We start from the raw sequence: 14,086 nt of genomic DNA, 5'->3' as shown, positions 1-14,086 counted from the left end.
TACCGCCACGCGATTCGTTTACTGCCGGTCGCGTGATACCAGTAAACGACACCGACGATCGTTATAAATGTTACCAACGATTTCACGAACGATGGGGAATAAGTGGATCAAGACAGTAAGTTCGCCGCCAAATCGCCGTCAGTGACGGTGTGGGAAAAGTGAGTTACGAGTGTTAGCTCGGCGGCGATAAAATAAAGAGTGGGGTGACCGTAGGTCCGGTGAACGAATGGCACGGGACACCGAGGTCCTCGTCCTCGGCGGCGGCTCGACCGGCTGTGGGATCGCCCGCGATCTGGCGACCCGCGGTCTCGAGGTCACGCTCGTCGAACGAGGGACCCTCACGGACGGAACCACCGGTCGGATGCACGGCCTGTTACACAGCGGCGGCCGCTATGCCGTCTCCGATCAGGCCAGCGCGACCGAATGTATCGAGGAGAACGAAACGCTCCGGGAGATCGCCGGGCACTGCGTCGAGGAGACCGGCGGCCTGTTCGTACAGCGGCCCGAGGACTCGGACGACTACTTCCGGGAGAAACTCGAGGGCTGTCGCGACTGCGGGATTCCGGCCCGCGTCCTCTCGGGGCGGGAGGCCCGCGAGATCGAACCGTACCTCGCCGAGGACGTCGAGCGGGCCATCGAGGTCCCCGACGGCGCGGTCGACCCGTTCCGGCTCTGTGTCGCGAACGCCGTCGACGCCGAGGCCCACGGCGCGCGGATCGAGACCCACGCCGAGGTGATCGACCTCCTGCGCGAGGGCGACGACGTCTACGGAGTCGAGGTCCGCCACGGTGCCGGGCCCGGCAAGCGAAGCGACGCCGCGGCCGGGACCACCGAGGAGATCACCGCCGAGTACGTCGTCAACGCGACCGGCGCGTGGGCGGGCCAGATCGGCGCGATGGCCGACTTAGAGATCGAGGTCCGTCCGTCCAAGGGCGTCATGACGATCATGAACGTCCGGCAGGTCGACACCGTCATCAACCGCTGTCGGCCGAAGGGCGACGCCGACATCATCGTCCCCCACGAGACGACCGCGATCCTGGGGACGACCGACGAGGAAGTCGCGGATCCGGACGACTACCCCGAGGAACAGTGGGAGGTCGAAGCGATGATCGACACGCTTTCCGAACTGGTGCCGATCCTCGCCGAATCGCGGACCATCCGCTCGTTCTGGGGCGTGCGCCCGCTCTACGAGCCGCCGGGAACCGGCACGCAGGATCCGACCGACATCACGCGGGACTTCTTCCTGCTCGATCACGCCGATCGCGACGGCGTCGCCGGTATGTCAAGCATCGTCGGCGGCAAGTTCACCACCTACCGGGCGATGGCCGAGGAGATCGCCGACCACGTCTGTGCGAAACTGGGCGTCACGGCCTCGTGTTCGACCGCCGACGAACCCCTGCCCGGCAGCGAGAACCTCGCACGGCTCGAGGCGGGGATGGACGACTTCGGGCTGCGCTCGCCGGTGGCCCGCCGGAGCAAGCAACGGCTGGGGAGCCGGGCGCGCGAGGTCCTCGAAACCGACGAGCCGAACCCGGTGATCTGCCAGTGTGAGGGCGTGACCCGCGCGGAGGTCCGCGACGCGATCGAGGGATCGGGGGCAGACCTGAACGCGGTCCGCATTCGGACGCGGGCCTCGATGGGGAACTGCCAGGGCGGGTTCTGCTGTCAGAACATGGCCCACGAACTCCACCCCGAGTACGACGAGGCGACGGTCCGGGCGGCGCTCGACGAACTCGTCGCCGAGCGCTGGAAGGGGCAACGTCACGCCCTGTGGGGCGAACAGCTCTCGCAGGCGATGCTCAACTACGCCCTGCACGCGACGACGATGAACCGGGATCGAGACCCCGCGGACGCGACCGGGGAGATCGAGTTCGCGGCGTTCGACGGCGGCGGGGCTCGAGAAGCCCGGGGGGACGACTGAATGGCCATCGAAGACGACGTCCTCGTCGTCGGCGGCGGGCTGGCCGGTGCGACCGCCGCACTGGCTGCGGCCGAGCGGGACGTCCGGGTTCGGCTCGTCTCCCACAAGGAGAGTACGCTCCGTCACGCCAGCGGCCTGATCGACGTGCTGGGCTATACGCCGACGGGCGAGGGCCCGCTCGCGGACCCGTTTTCGGCCCTCGCGGACCTCCCCGAGGGCCACCCCTACGAGCGAGTCGGGGCCGAGGCGGTCCGCGACGCCCTCGCCTTCTTCGACGAGATCGCAGGCGAAGCCTACGCGGGCGCACACACCGACGCGAACGCGCTCGTCCCGACCCACGGTGGCACCGTCAAGCCGACCGCGCGGTACCCGACCGCGACCGCCGCCGGGCTGGCGAGCGACGACCGCGACGCCCTGCTCGTCGGCTTCGCGACGCTGCCGGACTTCGAGGCCCCGCTGGCGGCGGCCCATCTCGAGGCTGCCGGGGTCCCCTTCGACGCCCGCGGGGTCACGGTCCGCTTTCCCGGTATCGAGCGCGACGACGCGAAAGTCACGCGCTATGCCCACCTGCTCGACCGCGACGAACCCGTCGAGACGGCGGCCGGCGAGTCCACCGCGCGTGCGGCGCTGGTCGAGACGGTTCGCTCCCGCCTCGAGGGCGAGTCCCGCGTCGGGTTCCCGGCGATCCTCGGCGACGACAGCGCCGACGCGGTCAGGGCCGATCTCGCCGACCGGCTCGGCGTCGACGTCTTCGAGGTCCCGATGGGACCGCCGAGCCTCCCCGGACTGCGCCTCGAGGACCTGCTGTTCGACGCGCTCTCCGACGCGGGCGTCCGCGTGACGACGGGGGTCCCGGTCGTCGACTACGAGACCGGGGCCGACGGCGCGGGCTCGAGCGGCCCCGCGCGGATCGACCGCGTCACCGTCGACCGCAACGGCAGCGAGGTTCCCCACAGCGCGGACCAGTACATTCTCGCGACCGGCGGGCTCGTGGGGAAGGGCGTGCAGTCCGACCGCGAGCGCGTCTCGGAACCGGTCTTCGACTGTCACGTCCCCCACCCCGCCGACCGCTACGACTGGTTCGTCGACGATGTCTTCGGCGATCAGCCCTACGCCCGCTTCGGCCTGCCGGTCGACCGCGACCTCCGCCCGCTCGATGCCGACGACGCCCTCGAGTTCGCGAACCTGCGCGCGGCCGGCGCGGTCCTGGGCGGCTACGACTTCGCGGCCGAGAAGTCCGGCAGCGGCGTCTCGCTTGCGACGGGCTACGTCGCGGGTCGGCGCGCCGCGGAGGGGTGTCGATGAACGAGACGACGGATTTCGGACGACTGATTCAGGTGATCCAATGAGCGACGCAGAACGACCGACCGACGACAGTGGCGACGAGTTCGAACCGATCGAGGTCTTTCCGGAGGCCGGAGAGACCGACCTTCGACCGGGGGCCGACGACTGCTACAAGTGTTCGACCTGCGATACCGAGTGTCCGGTCGCCGAGGTCGACGACGAGTTCCCCGGTCCGAAGTTCCAGGGGCCCGAGCAGTGGCGGCTCAAACGACAGGACGATCACGACATCGACGAGTCGGTGATGAAGTGTTCGAACTGCATGCGGTGTGACAGCGCCTGTCCATCGGACGTGCCGCTCTCGCAGATGCACAACACCGCCCGCGCCGAGTACGTCGAGGAGAACATGAGCAAACTCTCCCGGGAGTACTGGCGCAACCGGATGCTCGCGAACTACCGCCGGCTCGCCCCCCTCGGGGCCATGTTCCCTCGGACGGCGAACTTCGTGACCGGGCTCTCTGCGACCCAGTGGCTCGGCGAGAAACTGTTCGGGATCGCCGGCGAGCGGGAGTTCCCCGAGTTCGCAACCGAGACCTTCCGCGAGTGGTGGACCGCACGGGGCGGCGCACAGGTCGAGAACCCCGACAAGCGTATCGCATACTTCCACGGCTGTTACTCGAACTACAACACACCCGAGGTCGCGAAGGCGCTCGTCCGCGTCTACGAACACTTCGGCTACGAGATCATGGTCCCCGACCAGGACTGTTCGGGAACGCCGATGTTCGCCAACGGCATGCTCGAGGACGCCCGTCGCGCCGCCGAGACGAACGTCCGGGAACTCGCCGCGGCCATCGAAGACGGGGCCGATATCGTCGCCTCCTGTAGCTCGTGTTCGATGTCGCTGCGCCAGGAGTACCCCGAACTGTTCGATTTCGAGGACACCGAGGCCGTCGCCGAGAACACCTGGGATGCCGTCGAATACCTGCGGGTCCACGAGGACCTCGAGGCCGAACTCGAGGGAACGTCGGTCGGCGAGGAGTTCGACGACTTCGCCTACCACGCACCGTGTCACGCCCGCAATCAGGGGCTCGACGGCCAGACAGTCGAACTGCTCGCCGCCATCGACGGCGTCGAGGCCCACGACGTCGGCGACTCCTGTTCGGGCATCTCCGGCACCTACGGCTGGAAGGAAGAGAACTACGAAACCTCCATGGAGATCGGCGCGGAGATGTTCGACCACATGGACGAGGCCGACGCAGAAGCAGGGTTGACGGAGTGTCCGACCTGCTCGATGCAGATGGAACACGGCACCGGCTACGAGATCACCCACACCCTCGAGGTGCTGGCTGCGGCGCTCGTCGGGGACGGGACGGGCACGAACGCGACGGGGGCACGCGCGGAGTAATGGACCTGCAGGAACGGATCGCCAGACGGCGGTCGGCCCGGGAGGGGAGACGGCTCGTCGTCGACCGTAACACGCTCAGCCCGGTCGTCCACCGGCCGGAGCCGATCGGCCGGGGCCCGGTCCTCGAGCAGTTGCTGGACGCCCTCGAGCCGGTCTTCGACGGCGAGTTGCCGCCCCCGGTCGCCGTCGTCGGGCCGCCCGGCTCCGGGACGTCGGCGATTACGACGGCGCTGTTCGACGCCATGAACGAGGGGTTCGGCGGCTCGAGCCGTGCTATCGAGACGACGACTCGGGGCGGCACCACCGGCCCGGCGACCTGGTTCGTCACCGTCGACGGCCGCCGGGTCGGGAGCCCCTTCGCGTTCTATCGCGCGGTGCTGTCCGGGCTCTCGAGCGAGCGGGTCCCCGAGAGCGGCGTCGGGACCGACGACCTGCGTGACCGGCTTCGCGAGCGGCTGACTCGCGGCGATCGGCGCGCGGTCGTCGCAGTCGACCACCACGATGAGTCCGAGGCCCTCGGCCCGGATCGAGCCCGCGAACTGCTTGCGCCCGTCACAGAGCGAGTCACCGTCGTCGCGGTCGGGGCGTCCGAACCGGCCGGCCACGAGGGAGCGACCGTCACCGTCCCGGCCTACCGGGATCACGAACTCGTCGACGTGATCACCGATCGCGTCTCGACGGGGCTCGCCGCGGGCGCGCTCGATCACGACGCCGTCCGCGACCTCGCAGCCTGGGCCGACGGGAACGCCCACGACGCCCTGGCGGCGCTGTTCGGTGCGGCCGTCCTCGCCAGCGAGGACGACGCCGATCGGATCGAGCGGCCCCACCTCGAGCGGGCCCGCGCGGCCGTCCCCGATGACGGCGTCCACGTCGGCCGGGCGCTGGCGCTTTCGGAAACCCGCCAGCGGGTGCTGTCGGCACTGGTCGCCCTCGAGCCGGACGACCGGCCGATCGACGAAATCGCGGCCGCCATCGCCGACCGGTCGTCGCTGACCGCCGGGACCGTCGAGCGGTTCCTGTACGAACTCGCGGACCGGGGCGTCGTCGAACGAATGCCCGTGGCGGTACGGTCGGGCGGCAGCGGTCGCCGGCCGAGTACGGTCGAGCCGCGGTTTCCGACGATCGCGTTCCGCGCGCTGACGACGGCCGACGGCAACTGATCGACGCGCTAGCCGGCAGGGTCGTCGTACTCGAGTCCGCTTGTGTATCGGTTCGCCAGCAGAACGGCGACGACGCCGACGGCCCCCGCCGCCACCGCAATCGGCAGCGTCGCGGTCGGTTCCGAGCCGACGTTGGTCGCTATCTCGGTCGCCGGCAGGCGCAACGCCCCGACCATCAAACTCACCAGAAAAGCGAGCGTCGCTGCCCGGTAGGACTCGAGCGCGCGTCGAACGACGTGTGCCATCGTAAACAGGCCGATCACCGTCCCGAGCAAGTACAGCGCGACGACGGTCCCCGACTCGACGACCGACCCGGCGGTCCCGCCGCCGGCCAGCCCGAGCAGGCCGTCGACGAACGCGGTCAGCGTCGCAGTCATGAACTCGTACTGGCCCAGTAGCAGCAGGAAGAAGGCCCCGGAGATCCCCGGGAGGATCATCGCACAGACCGCGATCGCACCCGCGAGGACGACCATCGCCGGCCCGTGTGAGACGCCCGTTGCCGTCACACCCGTGATCGCGGCGGCGATCGCGATCCCCGCGATCGAGACGGCGAGTCGCCGACCGGGCCAGCGATCGATCTCGCCGTACAACACGATCGCCGACGCACTGATCAACCCGAAGAAGAAGCCGTAGGTCGGCACCGGATACTCGGTTACCGCGGTGTGTAACACCCGCGACAACACCACGATCGCCGTCGCGATCCCCAGTCCGAGCGCCGCCAGAAAGCCGGCGTCGATCCGCTCGAGTTCGGCCCGCAGGGCCGCCCGCTGGGCCGGCTCGTGGAGCCGCCACGCCGATCGAAATTTTCGGGGATCGATCGTCGTGATCGCCCGAATCAACCGATCGTAGATCCCGAGAATCAGTGCGATCGTCGCGCCCGAAACGCCGGGGACGACGTCGGCAGATCCCATGGAGAACCCCTTCAAGTAGACGGCGAAAAGCTCCCGCATCGTCGGTATTTGGGGCGGATCTCGCAAAAGCCTTCTTCCCGCTGGGTGTCCGATCGGCGAGCGACCGATCAGCTCGCCGGCTCGGCGGCGATCGGCGCGACGGCCGCCGCCGTCTCGTTGTCCGTCGATCCGTCGCCGGCCGTGCCGTCGTCAGTCGACCCGCCGTCGTCCGTCTCGTTGCCGGTCGTTTCGTTCCCAGCAGTTTCGTTGCTCTCGTTACCCGTGTCGGTCTCGATCTCCTCGAGGGTGACGTCGACCGACTCGCCGTCGACGACGGCCGGTTCCGGAACCGTCGTTTCGCCGCCGTACTGGACGGTCTCGTTGCCGGAGGGCGCGATGGCCCGAACGGTGTAGTTGCCCAGCGCCTCGACGCTGCTGTCGGTGTAGCCGTCCTCGACGCCGAGTTCGTCGTTCGTCGCGTACGGGACAGTCACCTCGAAGCTGCCGTCCGCGTCCACGTCGGCGGTCTGTCTGTAGGCGAACGTCCGTCCGGTGCCGGTCTCGAGCGGGACGCTGACTACGGCCGTGGCGTTGTCGGCGTCGATCGACTCGGCGTCGACGCTACCGGTGATCGTCGCGCCCGCGACGCGTTCGTAGGTCTTGACTCTCGACTCGACGTGGGCATCCCACATCGGAACGCCGAGTTGCTGATACACCTGGTCGTTGCTTCGGGCCTGTGCGAGCTGTTGTTGAATCGCTGCCGTCTGGTTACTCCAGCCGGTGTCGAGGTTCTGTCCGGTCGCCCGGTTGTACCGGCTAATCGGCAGGGAGTAGTGGGGGAGTCGCTGATTGCCCACCTGCATCCCGCCGACGATCGCGTAGTCGTCGCTCTCGTGAACCAGCCGGTAGTGTTCCATGCCGGCCGCGTCCTGCCGATACAGCGACGCGGTCGTCGTGTTCTCGTAGACCTCATTTCCGCTCGGAAGCTGGATCGAGCTGTTTCCAGCTTGGAACTGTTCGCTCTGAACGTACGCGCTGTAATCGGGCCCGGACCACGCCGTGATCGCACTGAACTTCCCGCCGGCCATCTGGTCGTCGATCATCACGTATCGGATCCCTTCGCCCTCCTGAGAGTCGTTGCCGACGGCTCCCTCGAGTTCCTCGGTCGATCGATTCACGACGGGTTCACCGGCGGCGATCCCATCGAGGATCAGTTCCGCTTCCGCCTCGGACTGGGCAGTCAAGAACTCGGAAGACGACCGCGCGTTCTGCTGGAACGGGTTCGAATGGGGGATCCGTTCGCCCTGGGTCGTTATCAGGTGGCCGTAGTCCCACCACGACATGACGCCGTAGGCCCCGTCGGGATACTCGTAATCACCGTCCTCTGGGGTGTAGCTCCCGTAGTAGTCGAGCGTATCGGCGTTGTTCGCACCGCCGTAGTTACCCGGTGCCGGCGTGTTCTCCGCGAGCCACTCGTTGGACTCCTCCCAGGCCATCGCGTCGGGGTGCGGTCGAGCGCCCTCGGCGTTCCCCCAGGCCGTTCCCGATGCCAGCGGCGGTAACAACGGCGCAAACAGTAACAAGACCACGAGGATGACGACGACCACCTGATAGGTCTCGATCGACCTGAGCGATTCGATGCCGCCCCTGATATCGAGATCGAACAGCCGAACCACGTCCGCGACGAACGCGGCGTTAACGACCGCGACAGCGAGAACGAGGTAGTACGCAAACCGAAGCTGTGTGGCCGCCATACTGGTCAGGAACAGTGACCAGACGATCACCAGCGTATACTCGGCGCGATACTCGCGGCCGAGAAGCGGCCGCACGACGAGCAACACGAGCCCCGCAACCATCGTGTAGAACGCGGCACCGAACTCGTCGAAGACGTGAGAGAGGAACTGATCCGGTGGCTTGGCCTCGCCGATCGTGAGGTCCGTTGCCGTCCCGCCGATCGGGAGAACCCGGCGCACCGCGTTGCCGACGATCGTATCGAACAGGCCGGGCAGGACGAGCCACGCCCCCACTCCGATCGCACCGAGGAGGCCCGCGATGGCGACGGGGTAGTACTGGCGCTCGAGATCACGGTTGTTCCACTCACGGGCGAGCCACGCCATGAACACGCAGCCGGCGGCCACGAGGAAAGCAGCGAGTGGCTGGAGGAGGCCTAACGATGTCGATCCCGTACTGCCGGGCCGTTCGATCAACAGGATCGACAGCAGCCCCGTGACGCCAAGGCTTACTGCCCCGACGAAGGCGACGTGGTCGGGCGAAACGCCCCGGAGATAATCGACACAGAGCTGTACGGTAAAGAAGACGCCGAAGATCCCGATCAGAAGAATCGCCGACGGCCAGACCCAGATATACAAGGTCATCGCAATCCCCGCGAGCGTGCTGTAGACGAGTGGGGACCGGAGGGTATCCCAGTCGCGGTCGACGACGAGTTCGTAGATCGGCTTGTCCCGTTCGGCCACGCGCAACGCGACCATCATCGCCAGGACCGCGATCGCCATGAACAGCACCTCGCCGACGTGGTGGTCGAGCTGCCCCACCAACGAGCGCCGAAGGAAGGTCCCGGGCGCGAGAGCGAGGACGAGAACCGAAACGATGCCGCCGATCGTCCCGCCGAGTCGCCGCCCGGCGTAGAAGACCGGGATCGCGACGAGCGCGGCCATGACCGGAATCGCAAGCAGCGAAACCGTATACAGGGTCTCGGGCGACGGATCACCGAGGCCGACGATCATCGCTACCGTGACGATGAGTTGGTCGAACAGCGTCCCGAACTGGCCCACGTAGTTGCCGGACGGGAATCCGGTCCAGACCTCGTAGGGCATCGTGTGCGGGTAGTTTTCGGCAGTCCAGTTGATCGTTCGCCAGTGATACCACGAGTCGATACCGGACAGCGCGGGCTGTCCGCCGTCCGTGACGAATCGGTCGTACATCTGGGTTCGGACCCAGACCATAAACAGCATCACGACCCCGACGACGGGGATATGATACCAGTCTCGCCACGCCTCGAGGGTGGAGGTTTCTGCTCCCTCGTCGACGTGTTCGGTGTCCGTACTCATTAGGTTCCACCAGACCCAAGCCAAGAATAAGCCTTGTCATATACGCGTCGCCGTTTGATACCCCGTCTAACGACGGAGTCGGAGCGACGATACTCCGGTTTTCGGACCGTTCCTCCGCCGAGCGGGTTACTGAAGGAAAAGGCTTATTCTCTCCTCTCCGAAATCGAGTCCCGATGAAGGTCTCCGTCGTCATCTGTACGTACGCGATGGACCGGTACGACGTCTTCTCGGAGTGCGTCGACAGCGTCCTCGCACAGACCTACGACCCCCTCGAGATCGTCCTCGTCGTCGACGGCAACGAGCCGGTCTTCGACCGCGTGAGAGATGATTACGGGGGCCTCGAGGACGTCGTCCTCCACTGTAACGACGAGAATCAAGGCATCTCCTACAGCCGGACCCGCGGAGCCGAGATCGCGACCGGCGACGTGGTCGCGTTCATCGACGACGATGCCGTCGCCGAAGAGGACTGGGTCGCGGAATTGGCTCGAGTCTACGCCGAAACTGACGCTATCGCGGTCGGCGGCCACGTCGCCTCCGACTGGGTGACCGAAAAACCCGACTTCTTCCCCGCGGAGTTCTACTGGCTCGTCGGCTGTGACGAGCGCGGGATGGGCGATCACATGGAGGAGCTTCGCAACACCTACGGTTCGAACATCTCCTACCGGCGGGACGTCTTTCTCGCCGTCGGCGGCTACGACGAAAATACGGGCCGGAAAGGCGACCGTCACATCCAAGCCCACGAAGCGCCGGTCTGTATCCGGATGGCGAACGCGTACGGTAAGGGCGTGATCTACAACACCGACGCCGTCGTTCACCACAAACTGTTCGATTATCGGGGCGACTTCCAGTGGCTCGTATTCCGAGCCTTCTGGCAGGGCTACTCGAAACGGATCATGGACCTGCTGTTACCCGAGGCGAAAGGCGACAAAAACGAGTACCTGCAACAGCTCATGCTCGAGTTCGTTCCGGATCGGCTATCCGACCTCTTGCGACGCCCGTCGAGTGCGAAGGTCAAACAGCTTGTTACGATCTTCGTGTTCACCGCTGCGGTCGGCTTCGGCTACCTGTATGGGCTTGCGGAAGTGGATCGGGCGGAACTGACCGCCGAGCGTGACACGCCGAGCGGCGCGTGACTGCCTGCAGTCGACTCAATCGCCGGTTTCGTACGACTCGTACCAATCGGGCGTGATATCGGCGCTCGCAACCGCGGTATCGACTGCCTCCCGCATCCCCTCGTGGAACGCATCCACGGAGAACCGGTCGGCGAAGGCGGCGATCTCCGCCGGCGACCACTCGACCCCCTCCGTCTCGAACCGGCGGATCGTCTCGGCCAGCGAGGGTCCGGATTCGCCCGCTCGCGTGTGGCAGTAGCCGTTCCTCCCGTCGACGACCTGAAACTGTGTCATCCCTTCCTCGACGCCGAGCAGCGGCGTGCCGGCCGCCAGCGCTTCGACCGGGGCGATCCCGAAGTCTTCGTCGCGGCCGTTGAACACGAAGGCCTTCGCGCCCGACAGTAGACGTCGTTTCTCGGCCTCGTCGACGTAACCGAGAAACTCGATGTTGTCGCCGGCTAACTGCTCGAGGCGCTCGCGTTCGGGACCGTCGCCGGCAACGAGCAATCGACTCTCGAGGTCGTTGAACGCTCTGACGATCCCGTCGACGTCCTTGTGCCAGTCCAGTCGAGAGAGGGTCGCGTAGTACTCGCCGGTCTCCTCGTCGTCCGGATCGTACTCGTGGGTATCGACGGGCGGATAGACGACGCTGATCTTCTCGCTCGGCACGCCCCAGTAGCGCTCGAGGCGGCGCTTGACGAGTTCGGAGTTGACGACGTAGCGATCGGGACGGTGGGTGTTGTGGTCGAACAGGACCCGGATCGCGTAATGAAGGAGCAGTCGGAGCCGGGGGAACCGAGCGGATTCGACCGCAGTGATCTGGTCGGACTGTCTGCGGTTCGTGTGATGGATGTAGGCGACCCAGGTCTGCTCGGTCGGGGCGACGTAAAACAGCGGCTCGTTCCCGCTGGTGACGAGGATGTCGTACTCCCGGAGCGGCTCGGCGAGCTGCCATCCCACGAGATGCGCGAGCTGTCGCGCCAGCCCGCCCCGCTCGAGGGCCCGGTTCAGTAACCGGCCCTGGATGAGCTGTTCGGCCTCGATATCGGTCGGCTCGATCGACTCGTCACGCCAGCCGACATAAAAGGGTGCGTCCTCGAAGACGCGGGCGAGTTCCCAGGCGAGGCGATCACCGCCACCGTTGGCGTGTTCGCCCCAGTGTGCGACCGCCAGTCCTCGGCCGCCAGGTCCGAAATCGATCATTACACCCGTCTTCTAAACCGACGGCCATATCCTTCACGGGTTGATCGGTGGCTGCGGGGGCGCCGTTCGCCGTCAGTCACGCAGAACTCGCTCGTATACCTCATGAAACTGTGGCACGACGACATCGGGGTGATACCGGTCGTCGACGAACTGCCGATTTTCCCGGCCAATCCGGTCACGGTTTGCAGCGGCGTATTCGATGCTCTCGCTCAGACTTGCCGGATCACCGGGCGTCGCCAGTAGTTCCGACTGCGGGACGGTGTCGGCCGGGCCGCCGATATCGGTCGCGACGACGGGCAATCCGGCCTGCATCGCCTCGAGAATCGTCCGGCCGAACGGCTCCGGCCAGACGCCGGGGTGGACGAACACGTTCGCGTCAGCGTACGCCCGTGTGACCTCCTCGTAGGGGACCGAACCGGTGAACTCGATCCTGTCGACCGCGGCGGTACCCGCGGCCCGCTCCGTCAGGGCGTCCCGCTCCGGACCGTCGCCGACGACCGTCAGTTCGACCCGCTCGGGGAGCCGGTCCATTGCATCGATCAGATACCGAACGCCTTTCGTGTCCCGAAGATAGCCGACGTACAGCAACCGGACCCGGTCCGTCTCTTCGGAGCCGTCGTCCGGGACGGAAAACGACGGATCGAGCATGTTCGGGATCACCTCGTAGTCGGCGTCCCCGAGGCCGTTGTTCCGGTAGACCCGTTCGACGGCGCTGCTGAGCGGCAGGAACAGGTCGATGTTCGACAATTGTCCAAGCAGGCGGGGCCGTTCGAGACGCAACAGTGTCCGCTCGTACACTCGACGCTTGAGCGACGGGGTCACGTTCACCTCGGCCCAGTCGACGAGCGGATATGCATTTAGCGTCGCCACCGCGGGAACGTCGAGCGTCGCGGAGAGCCGTCCCACGGCGGGATGGAGATGCATGTTGTACGCGTGGATCACGTCGGGGTCCGGCCCGACCGCCCTGAGCTTCCGGTAGGCGATCTCGTTCGGCAGGCTGTAGGGGTACTGGGGGACGTCCGCGAGCCGGAAGACCGGAATCCCCCCGACCGTCTCCGTCGACTCGCCGTCGAACGAGTAGACGACGACTTCGTCGACGGCGTCTCGAGCGTGGAGTTGTTCGGCGAGCAGTCGGGCACTAATCTCACCGCCGCCGGCGTGGGTCGGCGGATATCGCGGGGTAACGAGGGCAAGTCGTGTCATTCGTCGTCTCTCATCGGCGTTCAGGCGGCCGGCTCGCTTCGACGAAGTAGTTTGCCCGCCGATCGCCGAGATACTCGAGGTCAAATCCCAACTCCCGAAGAAGCGTTTCGACCTCGTCGGCGCTGCCACCGATCTCCCGTACTTTCTCCGTGTGTATTTCACAGAAAACGCGGCGACAGTTCGGATCGCCGAGCGTCTCACGGAGCCCGTCGAGCGCGAGATATTCGGCCCCTTCGATGTCGACCTTGCAGACGTTCGGCGGCTGGAGGCCGTGTTCGTCGACGAGATCGTCGCCGCGTCGCGTCTCGATCTCGAGGGTCCCGTCGCGGCCGTCGGCGAACTGGTGGCCCGTCCGTCCGTTCACGGTCATCCGGGTCGTCCCGTTCGCGTCCGAGAGTGCGACGTTAAACGTCTCGACGGGAACGTCGTTTCGGTCGACGTTCCGACGGAGGACATCGTACGCCTCCGGCGTGGGCTCGAAGGCGACGGCCCGTCCCGAATCCAGTCGATCACCGATCAGACAGGAGTAAATACCGACGTTCGCACCGATATCGTAGAACACGTCGTCTGCCTCGACGGCCGAGAGGACGCGTTCGATAAGCGCCCGTTCGGAACGGATGTCGTCGACGAAGTCGTGGCGGTCCAGACGGTGGCGGGACATGTCGAACTCGGCGCTTACGTCGCTGACGGTATACTGTTTGTATTCGGGTTTCGTCAGCTGATAGAGCGGATCGAGGTATCCCCCGAACTTCTTTCGGGCCTCATTCGCGACTGCCCCCGCACCCTCGGAGCGGAACAGTCGATACGCCCGATGCAGGAGAGTCATGGTTATCTCATAACGCC

The 14,086-nt window shown here is 66.4% G+C and carries 10 protein-coding genes; 5 read left to right on the top strand and 5 right to left on the bottom strand.

What is annotated here, in order from left to right:
* Positions 1-226 precede the first annotated feature (226 nt).
* From glpA to NP511_RS15210, 4 genes are read left to right on the top strand one after another with little or no spacing between them, the layout of a single operon-like run.
* Positions 227-1,921: an anaerobic glycerol-3-phosphate dehydrogenase subunit GlpA gene (gene glpA, locus NP511_RS15225; RefSeq protein WP_049966160.1), complete on the top strand. Its 1,695-nt coding sequence runs from the start codon at positions 227-229 to the stop codon at positions 1,919-1,921.
* Entirely contained in the window at positions 1,922-3,226 is a 1,305-nt protein-coding gene (gene glpB / locus NP511_RS15220; protein WP_049966159.1) for a glycerol-3-phosphate dehydrogenase subunit GlpB, read from the top strand.
* 40 nt (positions 3,227-3,266) lie between these two features.
* Positions 3,267-4,607, top strand: coding sequence for an anaerobic glycerol-3-phosphate dehydrogenase subunit C (locus NP511_RS15215; RefSeq protein ID WP_049966158.1), 1,341 nt, complete (start codon positions 3,267-3,269; stop codon positions 4,605-4,607).
* Positions 4,607-5,767, top strand: coding sequence for a Cdc6/Cdc18 family protein (locus NP511_RS15210; RefSeq protein WP_049966157.1), 1,161 nt, complete (start codon positions 4,607-4,609; stop codon positions 5,765-5,767). The genes NP511_RS15215 and NP511_RS15210 overlap by 1 nt, the downstream gene beginning before the upstream one ends.
* An 8-nt stretch (positions 5,768-5,775) precedes the next feature.
* Here the strand turns inward: NP511_RS15210 and NP511_RS15205 are convergent, their stop codons facing one another.
* Together NP511_RS15205 and NP511_RS15200 are read right to left on the bottom strand one after the other, a co-directional pair.
* Complete coding sequence (locus tag NP511_RS15205) at positions 5,776-6,717, bottom strand: DUF368 domain-containing protein (RefSeq protein WP_049966156.1); 942 nt, start codon at positions 6,715-6,717, stop codon at positions 5,776-5,778.
* Positions 6,718-6,785: 68 nt separating this feature from the next.
* Positions 6,786-9,725 (bottom strand): oligosaccharyl transferase, archaeosortase A system-associated, encoded by a 2,940-nt coding sequence (locus NP511_RS15200; RefSeq protein ID WP_049966155.1) that lies wholly within the window; start codon positions 9,723-9,725, stop codon positions 6,786-6,788.
* A 173-nt stretch (positions 9,726-9,898) separates the two neighbouring features.
* On the opposite strand from NP511_RS15200, the gene aglG reads away from it, so the two are divergent.
* Entirely contained in the window at positions 9,899-10,858 is a 960-nt protein-coding gene (aglG, locus tag NP511_RS15195; protein ID WP_049966154.1) for a glucosyl-dolichyl phosphate glucuronosyltransferase, read from the top strand.
* 15 nt (positions 10,859-10,873) lie between these two features.
* Here the strand turns inward: aglG and NP511_RS15190 are convergent, their stop codons facing one another.
* The 3 genes from NP511_RS15190 to NP511_RS15180 form a co-directional block, all read right to left on the bottom strand.
* The gene (locus NP511_RS15190; RefSeq protein WP_049966152.1) at positions 10,874-12,040 is read right to left on the bottom strand and encodes a glycosyltransferase; all 1,167 of its coding nucleotides are present in this window, start codon (positions 12,038-12,040) and stop codon (positions 10,874-10,876) included.
* Positions 12,041-12,112: 72 nt separating this feature from the next.
* On the bottom strand, positions 12,113-13,243 hold the full coding sequence (locus NP511_RS15185; RefSeq protein ID WP_049966151.1) for a glycosyltransferase family 4 protein: 1,131 nt from the start codon (positions 13,241-13,243) through the stop codon (positions 12,113-12,115).
* Positions 13,244-13,253: 10 nt separating this feature from the next.
* Positions 13,254-14,069, bottom strand: a complete 816-nt coding sequence (locus tag NP511_RS15180) for an FkbM family methyltransferase (RefSeq protein ID WP_049966150.1) — start codon at positions 14,067-14,069, stop codon at positions 13,254-13,256.
* Positions 14,070-14,086: the final 17 nt, after the last annotated feature.

It is taken from the genome of Natrinema thermotolerans (assembly GCF_031165565.1).
Taxonomy (GTDB): domain Archaea; phylum Halobacteriota; class Halobacteria; order Halobacteriales; family Natrialbaceae; genus Natrinema; species Natrinema thermotolerans.
Note: the sequence above shows the minus strand (reverse complement) of the source record. Positions and strands in the feature narration are given on the sequence as shown.

Bases quoted from the DNA above. Each gene is read 5' to 3' on its own strand.
- NP511_RS15200 (WP_049966155.1), bottom strand. From the start codon at position 9,725: ATGAGTACGGACACCGAACACGTCGACGAGGGAGCAGAAACCTCCACC.
- NP511_RS15205 (WP_049966156.1), bottom strand. From the start codon at position 6,717: ATGCGGGAGCTTTTCGCCGTCTACTTGAAGGGGTTCTCCATGGGATCT.
- NP511_RS15185 (WP_049966151.1), bottom strand. From the start codon at position 13,243: ATGACACGACTTGCCCTCGTTACCCCGCGATATCCGCCGACCCACGCC.
- NP511_RS15190 (WP_049966152.1), bottom strand. From the start codon at position 12,040: ATGATCGATTTCGGACCTGGCGGCCGAGGACTGGCGGTCGCACACTGG.
- NP511_RS15180 (WP_049966150.1), bottom strand. From the start codon at position 14,069: ATGACTCTCCTGCATCGGGCGTATCGACTGTTCCGCTCCGAGGGTGCG.
- NP511_RS15210 (WP_049966157.1), top strand. From the start codon at position 4,607: ATGGACCTGCAGGAACGGATCGCCAGACGGCGGTCGGCCCGGGAGGGG.
- NP511_RS15215 (WP_049966158.1), top strand. From the start codon at position 3,267: ATGAGCGACGCAGAACGACCGACCGACGACAGTGGCGACGAGTTCGAA.
- aglG (WP_049966154.1), top strand. From the start codon at position 9,899: ATGAAGGTCTCCGTCGTCATCTGTACGTACGCGATGGACCGGTACGAC.
- glpB (WP_049966159.1), top strand. From the start codon at position 1,922: ATGGCCATCGAAGACGACGTCCTCGTCGTCGGCGGCGGGCTGGCCGGT.
- glpA (WP_049966160.1), top strand. From the start codon at position 227: ATGGCACGGGACACCGAGGTCCTCGTCCTCGGCGGCGGCTCGACCGGC.